14 protein-coding genes are annotated in these 17,577 nt (G+C 50.0%); 13 read left to right on the top strand and 1 reads right to left on the bottom strand.

Annotation, left to right across the window (positions count from 1 at the left end; all coding sequences use genetic code 11):
• The first annotated feature begins 27 nt into the window (after window positions 1-27).
• The 8 genes from ABEA66_RS17535 to ABEA66_RS17500 all read left to right on the top strand — a co-directional run bounded on the left by ABEA66_RS17535 (window position 28) and on the right by ABEA66_RS17500 (window position 9,694).
• Window positions 28-1,986, top strand: coding sequence for a glycoside hydrolase family 127 protein (locus ABEA66_RS17535; RefSeq protein WP_345589385.1), 1,959 nt, complete (start codon window positions 28-30; stop codon window positions 1,984-1,986).
• Between the two features lie 177 nt (window positions 1,987-2,163).
• Window positions 2,164-4,311 carry a stalk domain-containing protein gene (locus tag ABEA66_RS17530; RefSeq protein WP_345589383.1) on the top strand — a complete coding sequence of 716 codons (2,148 nt, stop codon included), beginning with the start codon at window positions 2,164-2,166 and terminating at the stop codon, window positions 4,309-4,311.
• Between the two features lie 419 nt (window positions 4,312-4,730).
• The gene (locus ABEA66_RS17525; protein ID WP_345589381.1) at window positions 4,731-5,324 is read left to right on the top strand and encodes a sigma-70 family RNA polymerase sigma factor; all 594 of its coding nucleotides are present in this window, start codon (window positions 4,731-4,733) and stop codon (window positions 5,322-5,324) included.
• Window positions 5,303-6,283, top strand: coding sequence for a hypothetical protein (locus ABEA66_RS17520; RefSeq protein ID WP_345589379.1), 981 nt, complete (start codon window positions 5,303-5,305; stop codon window positions 6,281-6,283). The genes ABEA66_RS17525 and ABEA66_RS17520 overlap by 22 nt, the downstream gene beginning before the upstream one ends.
• A 142-nt stretch (window positions 6,284-6,425) precedes the next feature.
• Entirely contained in the window at window positions 6,426-6,905 is a 480-nt protein-coding gene (locus ABEA66_RS17515; protein WP_345589377.1) for a NanQ anomerase/TabA/YiaL family protein, read from the top strand.
• A gap of 97 nt (window positions 6,906-7,002) precedes the next feature.
• The gene (locus ABEA66_RS17510) at window positions 7,003-7,998 is read left to right on the top strand and encodes an acrylyl-CoA reductase family protein (RefSeq protein ID WP_345589422.1); all 996 of its coding nucleotides are present in this window, start codon (window positions 7,003-7,005) and stop codon (window positions 7,996-7,998) included.
• A gap of 203 nt (window positions 7,999-8,201) precedes the next feature.
• Window positions 8,202-8,690, top strand: a complete 489-nt coding sequence (locus tag ABEA66_RS17505) for an LURP-one-related family protein (protein ID WP_079914587.1) — start codon at window positions 8,202-8,204, stop codon at window positions 8,688-8,690.
• A gap of 119 nt (window positions 8,691-8,809) precedes the next feature.
• Complete coding sequence (locus ABEA66_RS17500) at window positions 8,810-9,694, top strand: alpha/beta fold hydrolase (RefSeq protein ID WP_345589373.1); 885 nt, start codon at window positions 8,810-8,812, stop codon at window positions 9,692-9,694.
• Window positions 9,695-9,715: 21 nt separating this feature from the next.
• Here the strand turns inward: ABEA66_RS17500 and hprK are convergent, their stop codons facing one another.
• On the bottom strand, window positions 9,716-10,627 hold the full coding sequence (gene hprK / locus ABEA66_RS17495; protein ID WP_079914616.1) for an HPr(Ser) kinase/phosphatase: 912 nt from the start codon (window positions 10,625-10,627) through the stop codon (window positions 9,716-9,718).
• Window positions 10,628-10,882: 255 nt separating this feature from the next.
• Between hprK and ABEA66_RS17490 the strand changes: the two genes are divergently transcribed.
• The 5 genes from ABEA66_RS17490 (at window position 10,883) to ABEA66_RS17470 (ending at window position 17,460) form a co-directional block, all read left to right on the top strand.
• Entirely contained in the window at window positions 10,883-11,332 is a 450-nt protein-coding gene (locus ABEA66_RS17490) for a GreA/GreB family elongation factor (RefSeq protein WP_345589371.1), read from the top strand.
• Window positions 11,333-11,645: 313 nt separating this feature from the next.
• Window positions 11,646-13,430, top strand: a complete 1,785-nt coding sequence (locus ABEA66_RS17485; RefSeq protein WP_079914584.1) for a methyl-accepting chemotaxis protein — start codon at window positions 11,646-11,648, stop codon at window positions 13,428-13,430.
• Between the two features lie 187 nt (window positions 13,431-13,617).
• Window positions 13,618-15,108, top strand: coding sequence for a spore germination protein (locus ABEA66_RS17480; RefSeq protein WP_079914583.1), 1,491 nt, complete (start codon window positions 13,618-13,620; stop codon window positions 15,106-15,108).
• A gap of 17 nt (window positions 15,109-15,125) precedes the next feature.
• Window positions 15,126-16,232 carry a GerAB/ArcD/ProY family transporter gene (locus tag ABEA66_RS17475; protein ID WP_345589367.1) on the top strand — a complete coding sequence of 369 codons (1,107 nt, stop codon included), beginning with the start codon at window positions 15,126-15,128 and terminating at the stop codon, window positions 16,230-16,232.
• The gene (locus ABEA66_RS17470) at window positions 16,225-17,460 is read left to right on the top strand and encodes a Ger(x)C family spore germination protein (protein WP_345589365.1); all 1,236 of its coding nucleotides are present in this window, start codon (window positions 16,225-16,227) and stop codon (window positions 17,458-17,460) included. Before ABEA66_RS17475 ends, ABEA66_RS17470 begins: the two co-directional genes overlap by 8 nt.
• Window positions 17,461-17,577 lie beyond the last annotated feature (117 nt).

The raw sequence follows: 17,577 nt of genomic DNA, 5'->3' as shown, positions 1-17,577 counted from the left end.
ATATAACATACTTAAGGATGTGAAGGGATGTCGCTGTTTACAAGCAGACAGGTGCCGCTCAGCAAGGTTCAGATTGAGGATCCGTTCTGGTCTCCTTACACCAGGCTGGTTCGTGAGGTTGTCATTCCGTACCAATGGGAGGCTCTGAATGATCGGATTCCCGGTGCCGAGCCGAGTCATGCCATGAACAATCTGCTGATTGCCGCCGGCAAGAAGACAGGGGAGTTCGGAGGGTTCGTATTTCAGGATAGCGATATAGCCAAATGGCTGGAGGCTGTAGCTTACTCTCTGGCAAATCACCCGGATGCGGAGCTGGAGGCAACAGCGGATCAGGTCATAGGTCTGATTGAAGAAGCGCAGCATGCGGACGGCTATTTTAATACTTATTTTACGATAAAAGAACCCGGCAATCGTTGGACAAACTTAACGGATTGTCATGAGCTGTACGTTGCCGGCCATTTGATCGAGGCTGCCGTGGCCTATTACGAAGCGACAGGAAAGCGCCGCTTTCTGGAGGCGATGTGCCGCTTTGCCGATTATATCGGTACGGTTTTCGGCAGGGAACCGGGACAAATTCGCGGCTACGACGGCCATCAGGAAATCGAGCTTGCCCTTGTCAAGCTGTACCGGGTGACAGGGAACGAGAGCTATTTGAAGCTCAGCCAATATTTCATTGATGAGCGGGGCCGGGAGCCTCATTTTTTCACGCAGGAGTGGGAAAAGCGAGGAGGGACAACCCATTGGAGACCTGGGAAAGCATCTCCTCCAAATTTAGCTTATCACCAAAGCCATATGCCGGTTAGAGAGCAAAAGGAAGCGGTAGGGCATTCGGTGCGTGCGGTCTATATGTACACGGGAATGGCGGATTTGGCGGGCCATACCGGGGATGCGCCGCTGCTTGAGGCCTGCCGCACGCTTTGGAGCAACATCGTATCCAAGCAAATGTATATTACCGGCGGTATCGGCTCGACGGCGCACGGAGAAGCATTCACCTTTGACTATGATCTGCCCAATGATACGGTGTATGCGGAAACCTGCGCATCGATCGGATTGATCTTTTTTGCAGAGCGGATGCTCCGGCTGGAAGCCAAAGGATCCTATGCCGATGTGCTGGAGCGGGCTCTCTATAATAACGTAGCAGGCAGCATGGCACTGGACGGAAAGCATTATTTTTACGTGAATCCATTGGAAGTATGGCCGGAGGCCAGCAAACACAATCCGTCCTGCAAGCATGTTAAGGCGGTCAGACAGCCTTGGTTCGGGTGCTCGTGCTGCCCGCCTAACGTGGCGAGGCTACTGGCTTCTCTTGGCGGCTATATTTATTCAAGCACAGACGATACCGTGTACACGCACCTGTATATTGGAAGCAAGGCGCAAGTGGAGACGGCGGGCACACGACTGCAGCTAAAGCAGATTTCCCGTTATCCGTGGGAAGGCCGAATACAGCTGGAGATCACTCCGGACGAGGCAGCGCAGTTCGCCTTAGCCCTCCGCATCCCCGGATGGTGCCGCGACGCCCGGCTTCAAGTCAACGGAGAACCTATAGAGGTGGAACCGCTTATCGTAGACGGATACGCCTATATCAAACGGCTGTGGCAGGCGGGAGATGTCGTGGAGCTGGAGCTGCCCATGACAGCGCAGCGGGTCCGTTCGAATCCAAGGCTGCGGGCGAATGCGGGCAAAGCCGCTATTCAACGGGGGCCTCTGGTTTACTGCTTGGAGGAAGAGGATAACGGCGGGCTCTTGACCGCCATTGTACTGGATAGCAAGTCGGAGCTGACCGAGAGGTTCGACGATCATCTATTCGGAGGCATAGTCGTCGTAGAAGCGGAGGCTTCACGCGATGATGAGAGAGAATGGGGCGAGGAGGAATTATATCGTCCTGTGACCCGGCAGGCAGTACCCCACCAATTGCAAGCCATTCCATACTTCTTATGGGGGAACCGGAAGCAGGGCGAAATGACCGTATGGATTAGGGAGCATTAAACAAGGACAGATAAGCTGACTTCGAGCCTTCATAAGGCGAGGGGTTGGCTTTTTTTTGCGAAATATTGTCGAAAAAAGGAAATTGCGCTTCCTTGTGGAATAAGTCAAGCGAGCCGCTTCCAATTGGGCAAACATGGGGGACTCTGAAATAACAATGACGAAGGGGAAGTCGCAAATATGAAAAGATGGGCATGGCCGGCACTGCTGGCAGGTCTAATGCTTCTCTTGGTAATTCCGCTAAGTGAAGCTCACGCCGAAGGCAAGCTGATCGAAGATCCGGTGCTGGAGCAGGCTATAAAGAAACAATTGAACCTAGATGAGAGCGAAGAGCTGACGGAAGAAGCTCTGCTTGAGCTGACTTCCTTATATCCGCAAGAGGAGGGCAAGGTGCAGAGCTTAAAGGGACTGGAGCACGCCCTAAATCTTAAATCGCTGTATGCGCCTAACCAGGAAATTAAAGATTTGTCTCCGCTTAAGCAATTAACGGAAATTAAAATGCTTGGCCTGGAACATAATCAGATTGAGAATGTTTGTCCGCTGGCCAGCTTGTATCAGCTGCAGCAATTGGTCATATCGGATAATCAAATATCTTCGATTGATTGTCTTGCTCAAAATAGTCACCTTACGGACTTATTGATTGGCAATAACCAGATTGAAGATATAACGGCATTAGCCCATTTGCCTTTAAAATGGTTATCGCTATCGGGAAATCAAATTAAGGATGTTCAAGCTCTAGAAGATCATCCCACCTTGCAACTCGTTTTCCTCAATAACAATCAAGTTCAGGATATTCGTCCGCTGGCCTCTATCAAAATGCTTACAACACTTTATATCGAAAATAATCCTTTGCATGACGAAGGAAAGAATATCCTAGACGAGCTTAGGAGACAGGGAGTTACTATCAACCAAATGCCGTCTATGAGATCCGATCCCAATGAAATCATAGTAAAACTGGACTGGAAACAAATCAGCTTTGATGAAGCGCCATTTGTTGAGAACGGCATCACCTTGGTACAGCTTCGTCCATTATTTGAGGCGCTGGGACTTCAAATCGAATGGGACGAACGCAATCAGATCGTCTCAGGCAAGAAGCAGGGGCTTCAAATCACCCTTAAAGTGAACGACCTGACAGCAACCGTGAACGGCATACAGCAGCAGCTCCCGTCAGCCCCTAAAGTAAAGAATGGGAACCTGTTCGTACCTGTTCGTTTTATCAGCGAAGTCATGCATTACGATATGGTGTGGAAAGAGACTGACAAGACGATCAATATCTATAAAGATTTGCGAGAGTTTAAGTCTTTAGATAATAGATGGAGCTTTAGGGCGGGCCATAAGTGGCAAACAGCGGATGCGGCGAATTCAGGAACCGCTGATGTAAGCGCCATTTCGTTACAAGGAGAGGGATTCCTCTTCTGGGAAGATGAGTCTGTATCTAAACCTGTTCCTAGTTTAACGGATTATTTGGCCTCTGAAATATCCAGAACCCATTATGAGCCCGCCTCCAAGCCGGAGCATCTTTCTATCAACGGGCTTGATTCGGCCTATGGATCATTTATTTTTAACAATGGTGCCAATCAATTCAAAGCACGGATGATGGTCATTCAAGGCAAGAATAGCTTATATAAATTTTTGTTGTTTGTTCGTGAAACCGACTTCGACGAATCCTCTACAGAATTACTGGACATAGCCCGAACCTTCCAGGAGATTCCTACTCCCGAAGAAAAGATAGCCGAGAAGTACAAGGGAAAGAGCGCGGCGGAAAGAATCCATGAGATTTTTGCTTATTATAAGGAAATGGGCTTCTTCCAGTCCATGGACGTAAACGAGGTTGAGAAGAACTTTATTGACAACTACCCGAACGATTTCGCGGCAGATAAAGACTTTGATCCGTACCAGGACCATACTCTTTATCAGCGGTATGCAGATCACTTTATTTTGCAGCTGGATAAAAGCAGAGTATGGATGGCGGATACCGAAGCCGATGTCGGCAAAGGAAATCAAGTTTATGTCAAAGCGCTGCAGGACTGGGCGCGAATTTCAAGAGGCGCCTTTAACCCAAGCGATATCGTAGAAACATGGAATACCGAAGAAGGCCCTATAAAAGTGCAATTGAATTTGAACGGGGAGAAAGTGACCTTATACCCTCAGTACATGAATGACTTTATGGATGTAGGGATTTTGAAAAAAATCAATACCAAGATAGCGGGCAGCGGGTACCAGTTCGTCGTTGTTTATGTGGATCAGCAGGCCTTTGTCACCGTATTGAATGAGAAGGAGCTTGCCCAAATCTCCAAGGAGCGCTTCTGGCCGATAGAGCATTTTTAAAAACAGAAGATAGCACAAGCTAGTAAAAGTCGAGCCGATGAGGGAATTTCCCGATGCCGGTTCGGCTTTTTTTCCGCACAGTACCTCAAATCGGCTTTGAAGCCAAGGCTCCATCTAGCGGGTTATTTTAAAGAAGAGAAGAATTAGGTTGTTGAAAAAACTATATTTTTGCGAGAACTAAGCTACATATGGAGGTGGGGTATGCCTCGAAGGAGTTTACGTCCGCCTTTGAAATCCGTGAAAATACCGCTAAATATAATCTAATTCACGGGTTTCAACAGCGGCCGGAGGGGATGCCCCACCGGAGTATGTTGACAATAGTTCAAGCCTTACAGGCTTATCAACAGACTCGAAGAATGAACCTTTTTCGGGCACAGGACCAATATAGAGTGAAGTAAAGATTAGGGGGCCGGCCGCCTATGACAGAGCCATTACTGCATGAATCCCTGCGCCAAATGGCAGCGGGAAGTAAGGAAGCCTTTCGAGTCATGTATGAGCACAGCAAAGAGGAGGTGTACAGAACCGTAAGCCTGCTGGTGAATAACAAGCAGGACGTGAACGATGTCGTGAATGAAGTGTATGCGGAGATGCTCAAATCGATTTCCAAGTACCAGTTCGACCGGCCGTTTCGTGCATGGTTAACAGGATTAACTATTCGCCAGGTTCATAATTGGAATCGTAAATTGTGGCGCAGGTTTCGAATTCACGAGCGCAATGCCCGTATGGAGGTTCATGTACCGGTTGCGGATACCGAGTCGCTGTATTTGCTTAGCGAGCATCGCAGCGAGCTGATCCGGCTGGTTCAAGGACTGAGCTATAAGCACCGAAGCGTTATTGTATTACGCTATTACCACGAGTACTCGTTCGAGGAAATAGCCGAGCTGCTGAATATTCCGATAGGTACGGTGAAATCACGGCATCATACGGCGCTTAACAGATTGCGTCATTTATCTGTCAATCCCATAACGGATGATAAAGGAGGCTGCACCACATGTCCATCCAAAACCAACTAAAAGCCGAGCTCCGGCAATACGCCGGGCAGCTGACGGTCCCTCAAGAGCTGGATGCTCAAGCGGAACGATTGTTTGAAACCTATGCCGCAGGGAAGCGGAGGAGGTCAGGCGGAAGGCTCAGCGGCAAAGCGCGGATCGCTCTAGTGGCGGCGTGCATTTTTCTGTTCTCGGGTGTCGCGTATGCTTCGAATCTGCTTTATACGATGCAAACGAATAAGGTTCAGCTGGAAGTGACGAAGAGTTCGGCTGTACAACTGCCCGATGCTTTAAGCGAACAAATTCGGGGAGCGTACGGTGATGTCAGAAGCCAGTTGGCACCAGGAGAAGCAGCTGTAGTCTATGTGCAGCCCCTGGAGCAGCTCAAGCTGCCGGCCGTGACCCTGCTGATTCATCCTGTCGCCTACACTAGCATGGAGCAGTGGAAGCGGGAGGTAGAGCAAGCGGGCTTACAGGCCAAGGCTCCTGCCGTAGTGCCGGAAGGGTTTTCCTTTGTTAGAGGAGAGGTTCAGCCTCGAATCGGATTGATGGATGCTCAAAGCTATACAGACTATGCGAAGAAATTAAAGCAGCAGGCCAAAGAAGCGAAGCAGACGATCACGTGGCAAAAAGCGGCTGTTCCTTCGTTCGGAGCCGATGGATTGGTTAGTCCGGGGCTCATTTATGCTAATGCCCATAACGACGAGATCGAAATTCGCTATCAGGTTCTGTCCGCCGGCGATGAGCAGATCGACCTGAAGCTGGTTACCGGAGATCAGACTACGGGAGAGAAGGTTGCCGTGACCGGCCGGGAAGGGTACTATACCATAAATCCCCAGTCTCTGTGGACGGACGGCGGCGAATCGCGGGAGGTGAGCTGGATGGAACCATCGGAGGGAAGAACTCTGCTGTACCACGTTATGACGTCGTCTCCGAACGTGACGAAGGAGGAGCTGCTGGCTCTAGCCAACAGCTTGAGATAAAGACACGAAAATAGCTGCAAGAAGTTCGTCATCCAGGTTGGATGGCGGGCTTTTTCTTTTTTTTCACGAAGGAGTATACTGGAAAGAAGAGAGTCCATAGTTCATCCGTTCATTCTACTTATCTGGAAAGGTTGTGCAGCAGATGATTTTTAGCGATTTGACGAATTGGGAAAAAGAAAAGGCCTTATTCCCCGAAGCGGTAAATAAGGGGATAGAGTATATCCGCAGCACCGATTTCAGTTCTCTGCCAGCGGGCAAATATGAGATTGAAGGCGATCTGATGTTTGCTTTGCTGCAAGAACCTGCCACGAAGGATTGGCAGCAGCAACGCCCTGAATCCCATCGAACTTATACCGATATACAATTCCTCCTGTCGGGAGAAGAAGTGATTCGCGTCGTTCCGTTATCGGAGGAAGCGGTAATTTCGGAACAGTCCTTCGAGACCAGGGACATTGCATTCTATGAAAAGGTCGGAGAGGAAAGCTCCCTGGTGCTTCGTCCAGGTTCCTTTGCCGTATTTTATCCGGGAGATATTCATCGTCCGTGCTGCAGTGTAACCAAGGATCAGCCGATCCGAAAGGTTGTTGTCAAAATACATAAAAGCTTATTGGGACTGGAATAATCATTCAATATGAGTGGCATGGGCTTAACGGGTTTCAAAATGCTAAGAAGCGGAAGCAAGGCAGATTAACGGAAGGAAGGGGCAAGCGAAGATGGCAATGGATACGGAAACGTTTCAGGCTTTGGTCATTGATAAGCAGGGGGAGCGCTTTGAGATCGGTGTGAAGGAGCTGACGGTAGAGGACTTGCCGGAAGGAGAGGTGCTGATTCGCGTAAGCTTTTCGGGTGTCAATTATAAGGATGGGCTAGCCTGCCTTCCTAACAGCAGCATCGTACGCACTTACCCTCATGTTCCGGGCATCGACCTGGCTGGAACGGTGGTTGCTTCCACCGATCCCCGCTTTCAAGCGGGACAAGCCGTGCTGGTTACAGGCTTCGAGCTTGGGGTCTCGCATTTTGGCGGCTTGAGCCAAATGGCGAGAGTCCCCGCCGACTGGGTCGTGCCGCTGCCGCCGGGCCTCGAGCCGCACGATGCCATGGCCATCGGCACGGCCGGCTTGACGGCGGCGATGTCCATCGACCGCCTGGAGCATAACGGCCTGCAGCCGGGGCAGGGCCCCGTGCTGGTGACGGGCGCCACGGGCGGCGTCGGCAGCTTTGCCGTGGCGCTGCTCGCCGCCCGCGGCTATCATGTCGCGGCCAGCACCGGCAAAGCCGCGGAGCATGACTACCTGCGCTCGCTCGGAGCGCAGGAGATCATTGACCGCAGCGAGTTGAGCCCGGAGAGCATCAAGCCGCTCGAGAAGCAGCGGTGGGCGGCCGCCGTCGATCCCGTCGGCGGGAAGTCCCTTGCGTATCTGCTCGCTTCCATCCGCTACGGAGGATCGGTAGCGGTAAGCGGACTTACCGGCGGCGGGGCGATTCCGACGAGGGTGCATCCATTTATCCTTCGCGGCGTTAACCTGCTCGGCATTGATTCGGTGCAGTACCCGGCGGAGCGGCGTTACGAGCTGTGGAAGCGGACCGCCGAAGATTTGCTGCCGACAGGCCACTTGAGCCGGATTGCACGCCGTATTCGTCTCGATGAAGTACCGCATTATGCGGAGGAAATTTTGCAAGGGCGTATCAAAGGAAGAGTCATTGTAGAATTGTAGCCTGCTTATCGGAAGCAAGGAAAGAGCCGCTTAGTTCCCGTCTGATGGGGATGCGGCTTTTTCTAGGTTTTGTAATAAATTTGTTATAAAACCAATAAACCCCTGCGTACGACCAGGACATCAATGCGAAACATTTCTTAATCAGCTTTCGTAATAAGAAGTAAGCCTGGAAACTTTATGGAAGGACAAAGGAGGCCCGAGTCATGAAGGTCTACTTCTCGGATCGATTCTTTTCAACCGGCTATACCGACATCGTTAATGAGAACAATGAAAAAATGGGAGAGCTCGATCTGCAAAGCATGTTCACTTCCGGAATTCATGTTCTGGATGAGCGCGGAGAAATAGCCTATAGCGGGAAATTCCGTTTTTTCTCCAATGCTTGGATGATTTCCGACCGTTACGGCGAGGAGATCGGCGTTCTGAAGGCCAGGATGTCCTTTTTTTCTAAAAAGTATTGGTACGAAGGCTCTCGAGGGGAATATGAGATCGAATCTCCTGCTTTTTCCAGAGAGTATACGGTACATAAGCCGGAAGGCAGGACGGTTGCACAATTTAGAAGAACGGATAGCTTCTTCGGAGCCGGAGCTTTCGAACTATCCAATCATTCGGAGCTGCCGACCGAAGAGCTTATATTGGTCGTGATGGGCGTGCATGCGATCCAAAAAAGACAGAACAGCGCGGCCGCCACCTAGAAAAGCTTCGGGCATAAGGCAATGTAAGCCGGCATTAGTCTCATGCAGCCTATGCATGGAATAGGCAATTGCGGAGACACTATCGGATAATCATGGAAAAACCGATAGAGGTGAACATTATGCCGATGGTGGAAGTTAACGGGGTTAAGCTGCATTACGAAAGGATCGGCCAAGGTGTGCCGATCCTGTTTATTCATCCGCCGCTATTGACGGGAGAGGTGTTCTTTTACCAGCAGCAGCTGTCAGACCGTTTTGAGGTCATTACATTCGACATACGCGGGCACGGCAAAAGCGGCTACTCGGAAGAGAAGGTTACTTATGAACTTATAGCGGAAGATATTTGCAAGCTTATGGACGCTTTGAAGCTGCCCCAAGCGGTGCTATGCGGGTACTCGACCGGAGGCTCCGCCGTTTTGGAGGCGATGATTGCTTATCCGCAGCGATTTCTGGGAGGCATTCTGGTCAGCGCCATGTCCGAGGTCAGCGACTGGTTCAACAAAAGCCTGATTTGGACGGCGAGGCAGATCTGCAAGCTGTCCGGCAAAACGCTGCTATCTGCTGCAATATCTATCGGCAATGCCGACTTGCCATCGACATTCAAGCAGCTGTACGCCGGGGCGATGCAGGGACAGGTCCGCAACATGCGGCAGTATTTTGGCTGCAGCCTCGGCTATAACTGTACGAGCAAGCTGCATCGGATCCACAAACCGCTGCTTCTGATTTATGGGGAGAAGGATAGATCCTTCCACCGGTACGCCCAATTGATTCAACGGCGAGTCCCGCATTGCACGTATCATCTGATTCCGGGGGCCCGGCATCAAATTCCAACCAAAAACCACCGCGAAATGAACGACCTGATCCGCTTATGGATGGATGATCCTGCCCTGACCCCGCAAGCAGAGCCTAAGGCAGAGAAGGAGGAGGCGGCCGAAGCAGCCCTTCCTCTACATTGGCCAATGGGGGATTTACCCATGGATAGCGAGACCATCCATCGTCAGCCTTAACGGGCAGGCAGCGTTATACGGCTAACCTTCCTCCAGCCGTTTCATGAATTCCTCAACGGCGCTGTAGCCCTGCTGGCGCAGGTACCAATTGTTCGCAGCGGCTTCAACCAGGCCTGCTACATCTCTGCCGGGTTGGAGCTGAATTTCGATATGGGGAATCCGGACGTCCATATAGTCGGTGAAGGTCGGCTCCAGCTCCAATTCGTTATTCAAGGCGTTATCCTTCCATTGGGTCAGCTCGATATCCAGCACGATGCGCGTCTCGTCCTGAAACGCTCTTCTTCCATATAGACGCGATACATTAATCAGACCGATGCTGCGCAGAGCGAGGAACTCCTTGCTTTTTCCGTTGTGAGTACCGATCAGCGTCTCCGGGCTGATTTTTTTGAGCACGACAATATCATCCGCAACTAACCGATGGCCCCGCCGAATGAGCGTGTGGGCCGTTTCGCTTTTTCCGACGCCGGATTTGCCGCGCAGCAGGATGCCGATTCCCGACACGTTGACGATGACGCCATGTATCGTAATCTCCGGTGCCAGCGCTTTGGTCAAATAGCCGTCCATAAGCTCCAGAAATTTCGGGGTCGCCTCATGAGTTCTGAGCAGAGGGATGCCTTCTTCCTCGCAATATTTCATTAAATATTTAAGCCCTTCCTGATTGCGCGTCACTACGAAGCAGGGAGGATGGTATTTGACAATGTTGCCGATGCGTTCGTTTCGCTCTTCCTCGGTCAGCGTATGCAAATAGGTAATTTCTTTCTTCCCCAGTACCTGCACCCTCGCTTGCTGAAAAAAATCAAAATACCCGACAAACTCCAGTCCGGGACGGTGGGTTTTAGGCTTTACGATCGTTCGATGCAGTTCTTTTTGCCCCGCAAGCACTTCCAAGGAGAAGCGCTTTACCAGGTCCTGTACGGTTACCGATTTCGTCATGTTGTTCTCCTCCTGTTTCATTTCTCTTGCTTGTAACCATTCTACACGCACGGCCTGTTTCCCTTTGCCGATTATGCTTTTCTTGCGAATTCGCCGGTTAAGGTTGGGCATACAAGCATGAATCTGGTAATATATCGCTAAGGACCTCTTGTCGGAGAGGTCTTATTTTTTCAAAGGAGGTCATTCCATAAATGAAAGCGTTATACGGCTATTTTACGGAAGGAGAAATTGTTCGCAGCGGAGGTGATCCTTACTATGAGCCATAGTCCGCTCGATTCCGCAAGAATGCAGCTGATTCATCAGCTCGTTTATTTTGACGAAGAACGGTTTCACATTTTGGATAACTATTTTGCCAATGAGCGCACCAAGAAAATTGGAGAGCAGTTCGTCGAGGACTACACCCGGACCTTGGAGAATATTATCGCCAATTTTGAGGAGGAGTCGCTCCATTCCGTTGCGCTTATAGGCAGCCGGGTCGAGACGCTGGACGAAGGCTTCGAGGATTCATACACTATTGTATTCCCGCATCAGGCCGATCCTGACCGCAATCAAATTTCTTTTTTGGCTCCATTCGGATTTCAGCTCCTGCTGGCATCCCAGGATGAGAGCAGAACCATCGAGACCCCGATAGGCTCGTCGAACGTGCAGGTGCGTCAAGTGAAATATGTCAACATGGGAGAGCCCTACGATAAGCCCAGATTATAGACTTATAAAAGCAAGAAAGCCCTCAGCTGAACCATTTTCGGCTGCAAGGGCTTTTTTTAACGTTGAATTATTCATTTCGAGGCAGCCGGCAAATCACCCGAAGCATCTTTTTCCTATCGATATGGGTCGAAATACCTATTTTGTTCAAAAAACAGCAACTTTTTTCGGGAAAATGATAAAAATCGACAAAAGTCTCTAAACTATTCTGCCTAAAGTGTCGAAATATACAAAGGGATGAATTGTAAATGAAAGGAAATAGCGCTTTCAAAAAATAGAAAAACCCAACAAAACAGACAGAATCGGAGGAAAAAGAATGAAAGGGAAAGCGAAAGAATGGATACGGGACGTTATCGGAAAGCTGTCACAGCTGTCGCTCCACAAAAAGCTGCTCGTCAGCTTCTTGGTCGTCCTGCTGCTGTTGTCCGTTCTAAGTGTAACAGCACTGATTCAAATGAATACGATGGGCCAGAAATCAAAGCAAATGACACAAAAAGGCCTACCCAGTGTGGTTATGCTGGGCAACTTGAACCACGACATTAAGGAATTGGATGACTTGATTCTTCGCATTCAGCTGAATATGCCGGAGAAAAGCTCGGGCGACATGTCCAGCATGGACATAACCGATGAAGTGTTGACCCAGCCGGATAAAGCAAAGGCGCTGTTCTCGGAAATCAAGTCCAAGACGAAAACGCTGGAGCAGCTTGCCATTACGGAAAAGGATGTTACGCTGCTGAAGCTGTTCAGCAAGCAATGGGAGTCCTATGAGAATTTGTTCCCGGCAATTTTAAGCGCCGCTCAACAGCACAGTCCTGACGGCATGAGACTGATTCAGCAGGCGGACGAGTTCATAAGCGGATGCAGTATGATAATCGATGTGCTTACCCGCAACATCCAGGCTCATGCCGATGAATGGTCAGGGGAGCTGGAGGACTCTAACCGTACCGGGGTTACCTGGGTTATTGTGCTTAGTGTACTCGCTATTCTTGCCGGACTCGCGATCTCTTTCGTGATGGCCCAGCATGTATCCAAGCCTTTGAAGGAAATGAGCAGAGCAGCCAAGCGGATCTCTGAAGGCGATCTGTCGGAGAAAAGCGTTGCATTGAACCGGAGCGATGAAATCGGAGAGCTCAGCGCCGCTTTCGTACAGATGACGGATAACATGAGAACCATGATTGAAACGATTAATGAGCATGCACAGCTCGTAACCGTGTCTGCAGAGCAGCTGAAATCCAGCTCAGGCGAAATGCAGCACGCATCCGTCGAGATTGCCTCAACCGTCAAGGAAGTGGCAACAGGCGCTGATCAACAGACGCTTACGATGGAAGAAACATCGCGATCCATGGAAGAAGTGGGGCAAGGAATCAGCAGAATGGCCGAAAGCGCGTCCTCGATTGCCGAATCTGTAGAATGGACGAAGCAGCAGGCGGAGAGCGGGGAAGCCTTTGTCCAAAACACCGTAAATCAAATGCAGTCCATCCACTCGTCCGTTCATCATACGGATCAGGTTATTGAAATGCTGGAGGTCAAGTCGCATCAGATCGGCAGCATCTTGCAGGCTATTCAGGAAATTGCCGCTCAAACCAATCTGCTGGCGCTCAATGCCGCAATTGAAGCAGCGCGCGCCGGCGAGCAGGGTCGCGGATTCGCGGTAGTGGCAGCTGAAGTGCGCAAGCTTGCGGAGCAATCCGGAAGCTCTTCTGATGAAATCGCCAAGCTGCTTCATGAAATTCAGTCCAGCATTCAGGAGTCCGGTGAAGCGATGGGGAAAGTGAAGGACGAGGTGCAGATGGGGATTGAGCTCGTTAAGGAAACCGAGCAAAACTTCAATCATATTCTAGTATCGACCTCGCAAATCGCTTCGCAAATTCAGGAAATGGCTGCGACCTCCGAGGAAATATCGGCAGGGGCTCAGCAAATAACGGCTGCCGTTCAGCAAGTGGCTTACATCGCGAAGGAAACAGCTTCCTCAACGCAGAACGTTTCCGCCTCTGCTACAGGCCAGCTTCAGACGACGGAGGAGCTGCAAACCTCGGCTCAATCGTTGTCCAATATGGCCGAAGAGCTTCAGCAGCTTTTATCGCAGTTTAAAACCGCATAAGCACCGCTATAAGAACACAGCTCGGCTTGCTGCAGGAATGCAGCAAGCCGAGCTGTTTTTTTTAGCAACAGGTTCTCGGGGTTCCACTACAGGGTTACCTTGGCCTAATGGCTCGATTTGGATAATCGCAGCTGGATCAGGTAATAGTAATAACTGGTATCGTAAACCTTTAAGGCGGTGTGCAGACATGACGAACCCGGGGAACCTGCTGTCTGTAGATATTCAGGTCAATTTGGATCATATTGGGCATAAGCTGGGTTTTCCGAGCGACCTTGTGGTGAAGGAATTTAAGCTCGGCAGCATCCACTCATGTGCTATCCTGTGCATCGACGGACTCGTCAATAGAGATCTTATCAACGGTCAAATTTTGAAAAGCCTGCTGATCAGCTTGGAGGATTCCAATAGAATTGTTCCGGCCGAAGGGGATGCGTTTATCTCTTTTATGCGTCTGGAGCTGCTTCCCTTACATTCCATTATGGAAGTAAGTGGGATGGGCGACGTTCTAAACGCCATTCTTTCCGGAGATACGGCACTTCTCATCCATGGCAGCAGCAAGGCGCTGGTTATCGGAACGAAGGGCTGGAAAAGCCGGGGAGTGGATGAACCAGAGACGGAAGCACTCATTCGAGGCCCGCGAGAGGGCTTTACGGAGGATATTTGCACGACGACCTCATTGATTCGAAGAAGACTGCCGGATCCCAATCTCCGGTTTGACGCCTATAAAATCGGAAAGCGTATCCCAAAGGAGGTTATCGTTGCTTATATTGAGGATATTGTCAATCCCAAGCTGGTCGATGAGGTTAAACGAAGGCTGGGCACGATCAACCGGGATGATATGGAAGGCTCCGGGTTTATCGAGCAATGGATCATGGATAACGTGATGTCTCCGTTTCCGCAAGTATTAAATACGGAGAGGCCGGACAAAGTAGCTGCAGCATTATTGGAGGGCCGTGTGGCCATCCTGGTGGACGGAACGCCTTTCCAGCTGATTTTGCCGATTACCCTGGTCGCCTCATTTCATTCGCCTGAGGATATGTACCAGAACTGGATGATATCGAGCGTCATCCGGCTGCTTCGATTGACAGCGGCATTTATTGCTACTTTTTTGCCGGGGCTCTATATTGCTTTAACGGAATTCCACCATGGCATGCTGCCATCCAAGCTGGCCTTCTCCATCGCCGGAGCCAGAGAAGGGGTTCCGTTCCCGGCCGTTGTCGAAGCCTTCATGATGGAGGGGACGCTCGAGCTGCTGCGGGAAGCGGGCATACGGCTGCCCAAGCCGATCGGTCAAACGATCGGCATTGTCGGCGGTCTTGTTATAGGGGAGGCGGCAGTAACGGCAGGCATCGTGAGCCCGATTATGGTTATCATTGTAGCTATTACTGCCATTGCCTCCTTTACCCTGCCAGCTTACAGCTTTGCCATCTCGCTAAGAATGCTTAGGTTTGCCATCATGCTTGCGGCCGGGTTATTCGGGATATACGGGATTGTGCTGGCTTATATCATGATTAATATTCATCTAGTTAATTTACAGAGCTTCGGGGTTCCTTACTCGACTCCTATAGCGCCGATGTTCGTGAAGGATTGGAAGGAGCTGCTGATGAGGGCGCCTGTTGAACTGCTGGATAGCCGTCCTGAGATGGTGAAGCCTCAGGATAAGAAGCGTACAAAAACTTAACGGTAAGGAGGGGGCTCATGGGAATTTTCAAATATGCGGATGAGGAAGTCGGGCAAAAGGAAATGATCATGACCGTGTCCTCCATGCTGATAGGGGTCGGAGTCCTCACCTTACCGAGGCTGGTGGCTTCCTCCACGAAGTCGTCGGACGGGTGGATGTCCATTCTTCTGGCAGGTACGATAACCGTAGTGTTCGGCATCGTCGTATCCATGCTGGTGAACCGTTATCACCACAAAACATTTTTCGAATATGCCTGCCTTATTGTAACGAAGCCTATAGCCTGTGTGCTTATATTTCTGCAGGGCATTTACTTCTTTCTGTTCTGTGCCTATGAGATGCGGGCTATTGCAAGTATTTCCAAACAATATTTATTCGTAAGGACACCAATTGAGTTTATCGCTATGACGTTTCTGCTTGTGGTCATTTATGCGGTTTCAGGCTCCAGGGTAGGCTTAATCCGATTAAACGTGCTGTTCCTGCCGATCGTTCTTTCGATAGCTCTACTGATGATGGCACTTAGTATCGGAATTTTTGATTTGAACAACCTGAAGCCCTTTTTTATCTCCAGCCCTAAAGAAATCTTAAAAGGATCGCAGCAGGCCATGTATTCGATGCTGGGCTTTGAAATTGTTCTCTTCTATGGAAGCTTAATGAGACGTCCGAAGGAGACGGCCAAAGCGATGGTCTATGGCATAGCCATTCCGGTCATCTTCTACTTAATTATTTTTATTTTTGGAATCGGCATCTTTTCGCATGCAGGAGCCATGAACATTATGTATCCCGCCATTGAGATTGCTAAGGAAGTCAAAATACCGGGTGAGTTTTTTGAAAGGTTCGAATCGTTATTCTTCGTCATCTGGATGATGACGATCTTCAATACAACCAGCATGGCTATGGACGTATCGGTGATTTGCTACACTTCTCTCTTCAAAAAAATGTCCAAGCGCACTTGCATTCTGATCCTAAGTCCCATCGTGTATTTGCTTGGAATGCTGCCGAAGGATCAGGCGGAGTTTACTATGTTGGGCGACCTGATAAGCTATTTGGGAATTTTGTTTGCAGGTGTCCTGCCTCTCATGCTCCTGATCCTGGCCAAGCTTCGAGGGGTGACGGACTGTGGTTGATAAAGTAGCAGGGATGTTAGCCGCTATCCTTATTTTGCTCTTTACCACCGGCTGCTGGGACCGTGTAGAGATTGATGAACGCGGTTTTGTCATTGGCATTGCCATCGATACCATGAAGGATTCAAACGGTAAGGAAGGCAAGGCAGCAAAGGGGCAAAAGGGGGAGTTTATGGTCACCTATCAACTGGTTGTTCCATCAGGTATCAAGCAAAGCGGCAGCACGGATTCGGGGGGCGGAGCAAACCGAGCCTATTTCAACATTACGCTTGATGGCGATACGTTGACCTCGCTTGCGGCCAAGCTGGCCTCCAAAACAAGCCGTGCCCCCTTTTTCGAGCATCTTCAGGTCGTGCTTATTTCGGATGAGGTAGCGAGAAAGGAAGGGGCGTTTGCCGATACGATTGATTATTTTCTAAGGGACAGCGAAATGCGGAGATCGCTTAAGATCATGGTTGTCAAGGGAGAAGCCAAGCAAGTACTGGAGGTAAAGCCTCCCAATGAGAAATTGCCGGCAAGGTTCATTTCCTCGGCGGCAGAGAACACAAGGAAAAGCTCCCGCATGCTGGAAGAATCCAGATTAGGCGAGGTTCACGAAAAATTGCTGAAGCGGGAAAGCTTCTTAATTCAGCTGGTTTCCGTATCGAAGGACCGAGGAGATATTTCCATCATAGGCAGCGCCTTATTCGACGGAAGAACCAATAATTTGATTGATTTTATCGGGGGGAGAGACACGGCGGGCATCAATTTGTTAAGAGGTAGCGTGAGTGGCGGAGTCATTAATGCCGAGATAGAAGGGGGGCTGGTCGGATACGAAATCAATTGGGAGAGACGAAGACTGTGGGTCGAGGTCAGTGACCCGGAGCGCCCGGTTTTCCACATTGATATTCGTACCAAAGGAATTGTCGACCAGAGCTTCAAACAAATGGATATGACAAAGGAAGAAGCGATAATGAAGCTGGAGGCCGCCCTATCGCAGAAGATCAAAAGCATTGCAGATAACGCCATGAATAAGCTTCAGAAAAAATATGGCAGAGATGTTGTTGATCTGGAACTCTTTTTGTACAGGGACCATTATGAAGTGTGGAAGAGCATTCAGAAGGATTGGGAGGAGGGCCGGAAGCTGTTCACTAAAGCTAAAGTGGAAGTGACCGTCGAATCTGAGGTTCAGAGAAGCGGGAGCATTTTGAAATCGGAAAGGAGAGGTCGATCTGTGGGAGATCTTCATTAAGCGGCTGCCGTCGGGGATGGTGATCGGGTGCACGATATTGACCATAGCTATCCCGCTGGTTTTCTATAAGATTTCGGATATCATTCATAAGCACGGAGACCCGCCCTGGAAAAAATC

This window comes from Paenibacillus vulneris, from assembly GCF_039543185.1.
GTDB classification, from domain to species: Bacteria; Bacillota; Bacilli; order Paenibacillales; family NBRC-103111; genus Paenibacillus_S; species Paenibacillus_S vulneris.
Note: the sequence above shows the minus strand (reverse complement) of the source record. Positions and strands in the feature narration are given on the sequence as shown.